The following is an 11,778-nucleotide window of genomic DNA, read 5'->3' on the forward strand; positions in this document are numbered from 1 at the left end:
TGTCCATCTACATTTCCAAAAGAACCTGAGCCAGCAAAACGACTTACTGTCCCATTGGTATCTATTTTTCTTATAATGGATCCATCCAAAACATACATGACTCCACTTGAATCATCAATAAGTATCTTATTCGGCTCTCCAAAAGATGACTCTGATAAAGTACCATTTATTCGGGTGCCGTCAGACACAACAGATAGGGTAGTTACATTCCTATTTGGAGATACCTTTCTTATGGTTTTTGAACCAAGTTCTCCTAAATACAAGTCCCCATTGTTATCAATACTTAATCTGGTTAGAAATGAAAATGAAGCTTCTTGCCCTATACCGTCAACAGTACTGTTATCTCCTGATCCTGCCAAGGTAGAGACTACATAACCACCTTGGGTTGAGATAGTCATCCAATCGGGTTTTCCTTCTATACTGAGACTTACTCTGTCTCCATCAGGATCACTTACCTCGACTAGGTATTCGTAGTAATTATTTTGATCAACTACCGTAACTGGTACAGATTCAAATATGGGTATGTTGTTTATATTATTAAGATTAATCGCTGCAGTTGCACTAGTTTCTGCCCCACAGGAATCAATTAGTTTTATTTGGATATCAGCACTTCCATTGGCTCCTTCTGCTCTCTGGACGACTATATTGGGCTGCTCTGCTCTCAAATTGAACACAATATTATCAATATTCAATATAGATTCATTAGATGATGTAACTTCAAAAACAAGGTCTGAAATTGACTCATCATTAAATGAAATTGGTATCGTAATTTTATCACCATCTTGAGTGATGGATTGCTGATCAATGGTTAGTTCAGCATCTTGGTTTAAGTATGATGCAATGAAATAGTCATAAGTATTATTCAAGTTTTGAATTTCGCTTGAAACGTTTTCATCGAAATCAAGATCTATAATTGCATTTTCATTTCCATACCTCCCTAAAAATAGGAACGATTCACACGTCAATCCAGAGTGAATCTTCATTTGATCTATGAATAAATCAGAAGACTGAGCATAAAATCTGTGGGATTGATATTTACCTTCTTTAGATATCTTTAAGTAGCCAAACGAATTGGCAGATGCACCAGACTCTTTTTTAATTATTAATTCATTAGAACCGTCTTGGTCAATGAAATTTAATGACCGGAAGTTATTACTCCCAATAGGTATATAAATGTTATCATTAACATCAACTCCTAATTCATATTCTTCAACTGCTCCTTCAAAAAGGGTTTGAAATTTGTAATCGCCATCGGAAGTAAAAAACAACTGTCTTGTTGAAAACTGAGATTGATTCGGGAGCAGCATCTCCTCAATATCGTTTCCAACTAAGCTAGTTGGAGTTCCATCCGAATACATATTTGAATTTAGTACAATATCGCCATTACTAAGGGTAAGCATCCCTGTTCCAAACGCATTTGTAATGAAGCCTTGAACTCCCCTGAACCATTGGAAATTCAGTTCTCCATCTAACTTTATAACTGAACTCACCATAGCAGGATTATCCGTCACAATACCTTCATCCAAATCACTCCCCTGACCATCTTGAATTATTCCAGAAAGGTATATTTGATCATGATCAAACACCTTTATTTTTGACATGATAAATCTCTTTCTTCCACCTGAGGATGAACCTGAGTTTTGTAAGCCACTAAATGATTTGCTTTTCACTATGTCCCAGCTATCATCAAAAGCTGTAACAATATGAGTTAAAGGGTATGCATCTCCGCCTTCACTGGCTTGTATTGCTAAATCAGTCAAAGCATACAAAACATAAAGTCTACCGTCATAATAATCCATGGAAAAGAAATCTTCATAGAAATCCTTAATGACATTAAACAGTTTATAATTGAGCAGCGATCCAGTATTACTAAATTTAAGAATCAAACCATATTTTCTTTCATCTAGGTTTTGGGCAATTGGTATACTAACATCCCCCACACTAATTGTAGTAGAACGGGCTACATATCCACCTACATATAGATTTCCATTATCATCTACTGTCAAGCCTTGTGTGCTGAAATAACCATTGTTCTCTGTTCGCTCAATACCAATATTAACTTGAAAGACCATCTCTCCCGAAGCGTCAAGCCTAACTATATTAGCTCCATTGTTATTAACTTCATCAAAAGCTAAGTTAATTGAAGTGCTAGGCGACACTAGTGTTGTTGGGTATGCTGCTCCTGTCAAGAAGTAAACTCCTCCAGCTCCATCAGAAATAGATAAGTTGATTCCCGAATAAGAATCATCGGGAGTTTTTAATTCTGTTACCCAGTCTAAATTTTGAGCACAAATGTTTTGAGTAGACAGCAAGAAAACAATTAGAAGCACAGAATGCTTCATTGAGTGAAATAGATTAGCCATATAACCGATTGACAGGAGTGTATAATTTTGGTAAAATCGAATAAAGATAATTTTTATTCAATTAATAGCTTTAGAATATCTAAATAAATAATAAAAAAAATCACAAAGAAACAGGACAGCAACTCTTCAACTGCTTGAAGAGGTTAAACCTATTCATTTGATCAAGAAAAGTTATTCTAAATTTAGTTAGATTACACCTTTGAGTTGAAACTCGGTACTCTAACCAATCCGAATCACCAACTTCCCAAAAGTCCCTCCTTCTTTCATGGCATCGAAAGCAGAAATAATTTCTGAAAACGGGCGGACTGAATCTAAAATAGGCTTGATTTTATGTTTATTGATAAAGGCAATCATCTGCTCAAATTCTTGGTCGTTGCCCATGGTGGAACCTTGCAAGGTGATTTGATTCCAGAACATGCGGAACATGTCCAGTTTTTGTGGAGTGCCGTTGGTAGCGCCATAAAAAACAATTCTGCCAGAAGGCTTCATCATTTTAATAAAGTCGTTGATCTGATCTCCGCCCGCGCTATCAATCACCACATCGAAACCACCTGAAGCTTGAAGTGCCTCCTTCTGCCAATCTTCGGTTTTATAATTGAATCCAGATTTGGCACCTAATCGAATACAGGTTTCAAGCTTATCTGCACTTCCAGAAGTAACATATACATTGGCTTGAGCCGCCAAAGCGCATAACATGGCAAATTGCGCTACACCCCCACCAGCACCAGAAATCAATACATTTTGACCAGCGGCCACCTGACCTTGGGTAAACACAGCCCTAAAAGCGGTAAGTCCCCCCAAAGGAATAGAAGCCGCTTCTTCCCAACTTAAATGCGCTGGTTTTTGATGAATCTTTGAAGCCTCTACTTCCACATATTCAGCGAAAGTGCCATTAGTCGGCATTCCTAATATGTGGTATGCCTTCGACTGTACTTTTGGGTTTTCTCCCCAATCAATATTTGGGTTGATGATAACTTCATTCCCTATTAAATCAGATGAAACACCAGCCCCAACTTCTTCTACAATTCCAGCGCCATCAGAACCTAAAATCGTGTTCATCTGAATATTTGGGTATTTCCCTTCCCTTATCCATTGATCACGCCTGTTTAAAGCAGCTGCCTTTAGCTTAATCAAAACCTTTCCTTCGGTAGGGCTAGGTTTTTCCACTTCTAACAATTGAATTTTGTTTTCTGGATGATCTACTAATACAAGTGCTTTCATGAGTTTTTAGGCTTATGTTTTTCTATTATTGGAACCAATGAGAACGCCTTAAAAAGGAGCGTCTTCTCCACTTGGAGGCAAAGCAGGACTGTCATTGCCATTAGCTTTACTTTGGAAGGTCATAGCTCCGCCACCGCCAGATTCAAAACTAGCCGCACCAGAACCTGGTAATGAACTTCCGTAACCTCCACCAAAACCAGTCACGTCCAAGTCGGTAAACTTGGTGTACTTACCAATAAATTTGAGTTGTACGTTTTCTAAAGAACCGTTTCTGTGCTTAGAAATAATCACTTCACCCACACCTTGGGTTGGCATTCCGTTTTCGTCTTGCGTAATACCGTAGTATTCTGGTCGGTAAAGGAACATTACCATATCGGCATCCTGCTCAATAGAACCCGATTCCCTCAAATCTGAAAGTTGAGGACGCTTATCACCACCACGGGTTTCTACTGCCCTACTCAACTGTGAAAGTGCAATTACAGGCACATTCAATTCTTTGGCTATATTTTTTAGAGCACGCGAAATAGAAGCAATTTCTTGTTCACGGTTACCTCCTCCGCCTCCGCTTTTAGATGAATCGCCAGACATCAGCTGGAGGTAATCAATTACCACCAGTTGAATGTCGTGCTGTTGTTTTAACCTCCTACACTTCGCCCTTAATTCAAGGATGGAAAGCGCAGGGGTGTCATCTATAAAAATGGGGGCTTTTGTTAGATTCGCTGTTTTATGAACGAGCTGTGCCCATTCGTGTTCGGCAAGGTTTCCTTTCTTAATCTTCTCACCTTCGAGTTCGGCTTCACCAGAAATCAAACGATTGACCAACTGCACCGATGACATTTCAAGAGAGAAAATAGCCACTGCGTGTCCGTGGTCTACTGCTGCATTTCTAAGGGCAGAAACCACAAAAGCAGTTTTACCCATCGCGGGCCTTGCTGCAATAATTACCAAATCAGATTTCTGCCAGCCAGAGGTTACCCTATCTAAACTCGTGAAACCAGAAGGAATTCCTGTGAGGCCATCTTTATGATTTCTACGGGCATGAATTTCTTCAAGGGCAGTCGTCATAATGTCCTTCATTTTCTGATATTCTTTACGAATATTGGTTTCAGAAACTTCGAACAGCGACTGCTCCATTTTATCGAGCAGCTTAAAAACATCAGTAGTATCTTCAAAAGCTTCGCGCTGAATTTCAGAAGAAATACGAATCAACTCTCGCTTAATGGATTGTTCAACTACAATTCTTGAATGGTATTCAATATTGGCCGCAGAACTTACACGGTTGGTAAGCTGGGTAATGTAATACGGCCCACCAATCATTTCAATTTTACCTTCTTTCCTTAACTGGCTGGTTACGGTAAGAATATCGATGGGTTCAGAAGCCTGAAAAAGGTCATAAATGGCCTGATAGATTACCTTGTGGGCTTCTTTATAAAAAGATTCAGGTCTTAGAATATCAATCACGTTGGTCAAAGCATCCTTTTCCAACATCAAGGCACCCAAAATGGCCTCTTCAAGGTCGGTAGCTTGGGGTGGTAACTTTCCCAATTGGCTCAGTTCGTCACCTAGATTGTTTCTAGATTTGTAACCCAAACGCAGTGCTGCAGACTTTCCTTTTTCCATTCTTCAAACCTAGAGCAAATTCCTGTGTTCGACAAAGATTACAACAGGTACTTACCCACATTTTTTACACCTTGTTATACACCTTAGGTTCTAGATAATTTTACTTTATTTGTCGAGCGTCCTTTTTGTCTTAATTTTGAACATTCAACCCTTTTGATCTCATGACTAAAAACTCCCAACGTATCCATTTCATTGCCATTGGCGGAAGCATCATGCACAGCCTAGCCATCTGTTTGGCCAAAGCCGGGCATCATGTTAGTGGATCTGACGATCATTTTCATGAGCCTTCTAAATCGAAACTGAAAGAGTCTGGCTTATTACCCGAAAATGAAGGTTGGGATGCCAGCAAAATTAACAGCGGTTTGGATTTTGTAATTTTAGGAATGCACGCCAAGGCAAACAACCCTGAGTTATTAAAAGCCCAAGAACTCGGCCTTAAAGTGCTCTCTTTTCCTGAATACATTTACGAAGCTTCTAAGAACAAAAAGCGTTTGGTAATTGCAGGAAGCCACGGTAAAACCAGTATGACCGCCATGGTGATGCATGTTTTACAAGATTTTGGCCATGACTTCGACTATATGGTAGGTGCCAGAATCAACGGGTTTGATGAACAGGTAAAGCTATCGGACGCTCCTATTATAGTTATTGAAGGCGATGAATACTTGACTTCGCCTTTAGACCCAAGACCTAAATTCTTTCATTACAAGCATGATATTGTTACCGTTTCGGGAATTGCTTGGGACCACTACAATGTTTTTCCAACGATAGAAAATTACATAAGCCAATTTGAATTACTGGCCGACTCTTCAGCGCAAGGCAGTACATTAATTTACTGTCAAGAAGACGTTTTAGCCACTAAGGTTATTGGTGGAAAAGAAAGACCAGGCGTAACAGCAATTCCTTACAAAGCGCACGACCATGTGGTGAAAGATGGTGTTACCTATTTAAATTTGCCTAATAACGAAATAAAAATCGAAATTTTCGGCTACCACAACATGCAAAACCTTAGTGGGGTACAAGCTTTACTTAAGCAAATCGGTGTAACTGACGAGCAGTTTTACAAAGCCATTGCAACTTTTAGTGGCGCGGGTAAACGAATGGAGATTCTAGGAAAAAATGAAGCTTCTACAATTTATACCGATTTTGCCCACGCTCCTTCCAAACTATTGGCTACAACCTCTGCCGTTAAACATCAGTTTCCTAACCGCTTCTTGGTGGCATGTTTAGAGCTGCACACCTTTAGCAGCTTAAACAAAGACTTTATTGAACAGTACAAAAACACGTTTAACGACCCTGATGAAGCGATTATCTTCATTAACCCAGAAGCGGTAAAGCAAAAAGGACTCGAAGTATTAACGGAAGAAGACCTTAGAACGGCCTTCAACAGAAAAGATATTATTTTATTCAACGACAGTGCTAAATTGAATGAGCACTTAATGCAACACAACTGGACCAACAAAAACCTGATTCTTATGAGTTCTGGTAATTTTGGAGGTCTTAACTTACAAGCACTTAAGCAACATATTCTTTAAAAGCACCTGCATAAACAGGAAATCATGGAATTAAACCTAAAAAACCCATTGGCGTTTTTCGATCTGGAAACGACAGGTATCAACATTGCCCAAGACAGAATCGTAGAATTGGCCATACTCAAAGTAATGCCCAATGGCGAGGTGGTAAAAATGCATCATTTGATCAACCCTACCATTCCAATTCCTGAAGAGTCGGCCATGATTCACGGAATTCGCGATGAAGACGTGAAAGACAAACCCACTTTTAAAACCTTGGCCAAAAGCATTGCTAAATTTTTAGAAGGAGCCGACTTGGCGGGCTTTAATCATGTACGATTTGATATTCCGCTTTTGGTGGAAGAATTTTTAAGGGCTGGGGTAGATTTTGAAGTAGGCAACAGAAAACTTGTTGATGCCCAAAAAATCTTCTTTATGATGGAAAAAAGGACGCTTTCAGCCGCTTATCAGTTCTATTGTAATAAAGAGTTAGAAGGTGCACATGGCGCTATGGCCGATACAGAAGCTACTTACGAAGTGCTCAAAGCTCAACTCGATAAGTACAATGGACAATCAGTGGAAGATATTGGCGGCAATGTTATCGCAAAAATTGAAAACGACATGGCTTCATTACATCAGCTGGTAGGCTCCAATATGGTTGATTTAGGTGGACGTTTTGTGTTCAACGACCAAGGCGTAGAGGTATTCAACTTTGGCAAACACAAGGGCAAGCCTGTAACCGAAGTGCTCGAAAAAGAGCGAGGCTATTACGACTGGATGATGCAAGGAGATTTTCCTCTCGATACCAAACGTAAACTGACTCAAATTAAGCTCAAGGGCTTTAAAATGGGGTGACATTAGATTTTAGTATTTAGTAGATAGTACCTAGATAGAAATCGGTACCCTTTTTGGTTTTGTATACAAAAGTTAATCAATGCTTTCTACCATCCTCTCCCTCCTATTGTTCATCACTTTAATTGTACTTGGCTTCATCCATTTCAATTGGGTGTTGGGTGGAAAGTGGGGTTTTGAGGCAGCCTTACCGACCAATGAAGCAGGTAAAAGAGTACTCAACCCTAAAAAATCAGATAGCCTGATTGTAGGTTTAGGGTTATCTGCTTTTGGGACTTTTTATTTGTTTCAAGCAGTATTTAAAGCGATAGAAATGCCTAATTGGCTTACCACTTATGGAGGCTGGATTATCCCTTCGATCTTTTTGCTCAGAGCAATAGGCGATTTTAAATACGTAGGTTTCTTTAAAAGAATCAAGTCTACTGCTTTTGCCAAAATGGATACTAAGCTGTTTTCTCCTCTGTGTTTGTTTATTGCTTTTGCGGGCTTTGCTATTCAGTTATTAGCGGGATAACATTCACTATTCGAAAGCCGTCCAAAAGTTGTTAAAAATTATATCCCCATTAGTAAATAACTTTATCAGAAGTCCATTTGAAAACTTTTGGAGGATTGACACCATGAGAAACTCATGCTTATCACATAAAAAAACGGACTCACTTTAAGGCGAGTCCGTTTTAACTTTAGGTTTAAAATTGCTTAAGCAATTTCTACCAATTCTATATCAAAGATCAAGTCTTTTCCAGCCAAATCATGGTTGGCATCAATAACGACTACATCTTCTTTTACTTCTTTCACTTTTACTGGCACTTGTTGGCCATTAGGTTGCGACATTGCAAGTTGCTGCCCAACTTCAGGTTTTAAATCTTCAGGTAAGTTGGCTTTTGGCACATCGAAATATAAATCAGGATTAACTTCACCATAAGCCTCTGCTGCAGGAATTTCAGCAGTTACTTTTTGTCCTTTTTCCATCCCATCTACGGCAGCGTCAAATCCTTTGATCATTTGACCCGCACCCACTTGAAAACCTAATGGCTCTCTTCCTTCAGATGAATCGAATACGGTTCCATCTTTCAATCTTCCAGTGTAATGCACTTTGACGTTATCGCCTTGCTTTGCTTTTGACATAATTCTTTCTTTTAAATTTTTCCTTGATTTTCAAGAAGTTGCAAAGTTATAAAACCTTAGCGCAATGCCCAAGGATAACGGTAAAAGCTGCCAACCTCTTGGTTTTTAAGGGGTATTAAGGTAGAACTGTCTCTGCTGGATATTGTTACAACCGTTTAAAATAATGATAAACACCCAATAGAAGCCTTAGCAAATAAGAACCAAGAAAGGTTTAAAGGTTCGCGGTACTTATTTACCTTTGCAGCATGTTTGAAAATGCGAGTTTTGTAATAAGCAATACGGATCACAATTTGTGCCCAAAACCAGATAAGCCTGAGTTTGCATTTATTGGCCGTTCAAATGTGGGCAAATCGTCCCTCATTAATATGCTTACACAAAAGAAGAACTTGGCAAAAACTTCTGGCCGACCTGGCAAAACACAGCTGATCAATCATTTTATTGTGGACGATCAGTGGTATTTGGTCGATTTACCTGGTTATGGATATGCTAAAACCAGTAAATCTAACCGAGTGGCTTGGAGTATTATGATTGAGAAATATCTTTTGGAAAGAGAAAACCTCCAAATGGTGTTTGTACTGATTGATAGCCGATTGGAGCCTCAAAAAATAGACATTGAGTTTGTAACATGGTTGGGCGAATCAGGAATCCCATTGGGTCTTATTTTTACCAAAGCCGATAAACAGTCGATGAACAAAACCCAGCAAAGTATAGCTCGCTTTAGAAAGGTTATGAAGCAAACTTGGGAAGAATTGCCGGTGATGTTCGTAAGTTCGTCTGAAACAGGTTTGGGTCGTGAAGAAATTGCCGAGTATATTCACGCAGTACTCACAACATAATTTTTATTTAATCAAAGCCAATGGGAAATTTACCCAGAGGCACTTAATGTATAAAACGTAAATATGAAGTTTGAAGAAATTGCCGCAGTAACTGGAAAAGGTGGTTTGTTTAGAATTGCAAAACCAGGAAGAACGGGGATAATTCTGGAGTCGCTAGACGCTCAGAAAAAGAAGGTAGTAGTAGGAGCCGATGCTCAAGTGTCCATTCTAAGTGAGATTTCTATTTACACTCATACCGAAGAAGGCGCTACTCCTTTGGTCGATGTAATGAGGAAAATCCACGCTGAATTTGATGGTGATACGGGCTTAAGCAAAACCTCTGACCCCGATGAATTGAAGGCTTTTTTACAACACATTTTGCCCGATTACGATGAAAGCAGGGTGTATGTATCTGACATCAAGAAACTGGTAACTTGGTATAATCTTTTGGCCAAAGATCACCCAGAGGTTTTTGAAATAGAGCCAGAAACTGAAAAAGAAGAAGAAAAAGAAGAAAACTAAAAAGTAAATGCCGGCTCAACACCGGCATTTATTATTTCAAAACATTGCCTTTTAATGATCATGATCATCTCCAGCAAGACTCCCCGTTAAAGCTATTTTACTAGGCACACCAGGTAAAGTAATGTTGCTCACAAGTTCTAGATTACTCTTTTTAAACATGCTAATTTTATTGTTTGCAGCATCTGTTATGTAAATAAAATCTTCACTAGCAACAAAAGCTGGAGCACCTGTTTCTGGTAAAGTGATATTCAGTTTTTTCGATGCCTTCACATCAAAATCATGCCCATCAAGTACTTTTACTGTTCCGTCAATATACAGTACAATCAAATCATGACCTTCCCAATCAAAGTTTACGCCTAATAAATTAGCGCTCTCTTCAATCACACTCATTGTATTGGTATTAACATCGATTTTATACAATCCATATTTGGATTTAAAACCTATAAACTGATCACTCTCTACTCCATATTGAATTGAGCCTATCCAGTTAGAACCAAAAGAAGAAAGGTTTGGAATAAGCACCTGACTTCCATCTTGACTCACCTTTAATATTCCATCGGTTGAACCAAACAGAACTAAACTTCCGTTACCAGCCTCACCGTGAATACCGCCAGTTTGAATTGTAGAAGCATGTAGCAATCCACCATTCATATCAACAATTTTCACTCGCTCAGGTAAAGTACCCGCAGCACTTCCGTCCTTCTCGGTAACTGCTATTGTACCATTATTAAATAAGGCCGGTGCACCATGATGAGCAACACCAACATTGAAAACCCTAGCACTTGCCTCTGTATGCAGTGTGCTTTCTTTAAAATGTGAGATAGTCCCTTCTCCATCATTGAAAACCAACATGTTATCGCCACGGCCATAGTAATGTACTGGTCTAACCGCTGTTGCTTTACTTAAAGCCCATTTAGGAGTACCTTTTATATGTGCGTGGTCATCATGCCCCTCAATACCACTATCAAAAAAAGTAGCCAGATTATCTGCTGTATTAATAACAGAAACGAACCTTCCGCTCGGGCTACTATATAAACTACCATTCGCAAATTGACCTGAGTGGGTTTCAACTGTGGATTTACTAGGGTTTACAAAATAGTAATCAGGATTATCCTTATCTGACACCATTAACCTAACAAATTGTCCCTCCTTTGATTGTTCTGGAAGGTTTTCATCATCACTCTCACAAGCACTAAGTGCGAAAGCAAGTAAAACAGAATACAAAAATACTTTTCTCATCATTTGTTTAAATTGATATAAATGCAACAATGATGCAAAAATAATAAGTCGTTTATCAAATGCAACAATGTTGCATATATCTTTTATAAGTGGTTAAAAATTAATTTGACATTGATTTGAGTTCTAAATTAAATGCCTTTTACTTTAGGTCATATTTAAACTTTATGGCTCTAATTAATCAAGAAGATATACAAACTGGCCTTGCCCTCATCAGCAAGGACTTTCAAGTAGACTCGAAAAATTGGGAGTTAGAGCAAGGTGAAGAAATGACTGAAGATAAAGCTTTTAATTTTCTACTAAAGCTCGTAGAACACCTGATGGCGCACGACTTCAACCGCCTCCTTAATAGCCTTTATCGAATTGATGTTTCGGAAGAGAAACTAAAACTGGCCTTGGCCGAATCTAACCACCCCGCTCAAACCGTTGCTCAAATGATTTGGGATAGAGAATTACAAAAAGTAGAAACAAGGAAAAAGTACTCGGGGAGGTAGGTATCAGGTATCAGTTATCAGT

At 38.9% G+C, this 11,778-nt stretch carries 11 protein-coding genes; 6 read left to right on the forward strand and 5 right to left on the reverse strand.

From position 1 onward, the window contains the following. The 3 genes from AWW67_RS06395 to dnaB form a co-directional block, all read right to left on the reverse strand. Positions 1-2,342 (reverse strand): NHL repeat-containing protein (locus AWW67_RS06395; protein WP_511474558.1); only part of this gene is annotated, 2,342 nt, incomplete at its 3' end. A gap of 240 nt (positions 2,343-2,582) precedes the next feature. Continuing rightward, positions 2,583-3,584, reverse strand: a complete 1,002-nt coding sequence (locus AWW67_RS06400; protein ID WP_062300747.1) for a zinc-binding dehydrogenase — start codon at positions 3,582-3,584, stop codon at positions 2,583-2,585. Positions 3,585-3,632: 48 nt separating this feature from the next. Further along, positions 3,633-5,204 (reverse strand): replicative DNA helicase, encoded by a 1,572-nt coding sequence (dnaB, locus tag AWW67_RS06405; protein WP_053224811.1) that lies wholly within the window; start codon positions 5,202-5,204, stop codon positions 3,633-3,635. A 161-nt stretch (positions 5,205-5,365) separates the two neighbouring features. Between dnaB and AWW67_RS06410 the strand changes: the two genes are divergently transcribed. The 3 genes from AWW67_RS06410 to AWW67_RS06420 all read left to right on the forward strand — a co-directional run bounded on the left by AWW67_RS06410 (position 5,366) and on the right by AWW67_RS06420 (position 8,078). Further along, the gene (locus tag AWW67_RS06410; protein ID WP_062300748.1) at positions 5,366-6,736 is read left to right on the forward strand and encodes a UDP-N-acetylmuramate--L-alanine ligase; all 1,371 of its coding nucleotides are present in this window, start codon (positions 5,366-5,368) and stop codon (positions 6,734-6,736) included. Between the two features lie 24 nt (positions 6,737-6,760). Beyond that, on the forward strand, positions 6,761-7,567 hold the full coding sequence (locus AWW67_RS06415; RefSeq protein WP_062300749.1) for a 3'-5' exonuclease: 807 nt from the start codon (positions 6,761-6,763) through the stop codon (positions 7,565-7,567). A 79-nt stretch (positions 7,568-7,646) separates the two neighbouring features. Next, on the forward strand, positions 7,647-8,078 hold the full coding sequence (locus AWW67_RS06420) for a DUF3995 domain-containing protein (protein ID WP_062300750.1): 432 nt from the start codon (positions 7,647-7,649) through the stop codon (positions 8,076-8,078). Positions 8,079-8,260: 182 nt separating this feature from the next. Here AWW67_RS06420 and AWW67_RS06425 read toward each other — a convergent pair whose 3' ends face one another. Further along, entirely contained in the window at positions 8,261-8,689 is a 429-nt protein-coding gene (locus AWW67_RS06425) for an FKBP-type peptidyl-prolyl cis-trans isomerase (RefSeq protein ID WP_053224815.1), read from the reverse strand. A 245-nt stretch (positions 8,690-8,934) separates the two neighbouring features. Here AWW67_RS06425 and yihA point away from each other — a divergent pair, with 245 nt between their 5' ends. After that, positions 8,935-9,525: a ribosome biogenesis GTP-binding protein YihA/YsxC gene (gene yihA, locus AWW67_RS06430; RefSeq protein ID WP_053224816.1), complete on the forward strand. Its 591-nt coding sequence runs from the start codon at positions 8,935-8,937 to the stop codon at positions 9,523-9,525. Positions 9,526-9,588: 63 nt separating this feature from the next. Continuing rightward, on the forward strand, positions 9,589-10,026 hold the full coding sequence (locus tag AWW67_RS06435) for a DUF5606 family protein (RefSeq protein ID WP_053224817.1): 438 nt from the start codon (positions 9,589-9,591) through the stop codon (positions 10,024-10,026). A 51-nt stretch (positions 10,027-10,077) separates the two neighbouring features. Here AWW67_RS06435 and AWW67_RS06440 read toward each other — a convergent pair whose 3' ends face one another. Beyond that, a complete protein-coding gene (locus AWW67_RS06440; RefSeq protein WP_062300751.1) occupies positions 10,078-11,268 on the reverse strand; it encodes a hypothetical protein in 1,191 nt (396 codons plus the stop codon). A gap of 161 nt (positions 11,269-11,429) precedes the next feature. On the opposite strand from AWW67_RS06440, the gene AWW67_RS06445 reads away from it, so the two are divergent. Continuing rightward, on the forward strand, positions 11,430-11,756 hold the full coding sequence (locus tag AWW67_RS06445; RefSeq protein WP_062300752.1) for a hypothetical protein: 327 nt from the start codon (positions 11,430-11,432) through the stop codon (positions 11,754-11,756). Positions 11,757-11,778: the final 22 nt, after the last annotated feature.

Source organism: Roseivirga seohaensis, assembly GCF_001592945.1.
GTDB lineage: Bacteria > Bacteroidota > Bacteroidia > Cytophagales > Cyclobacteriaceae > Roseivirga > Roseivirga seohaensis.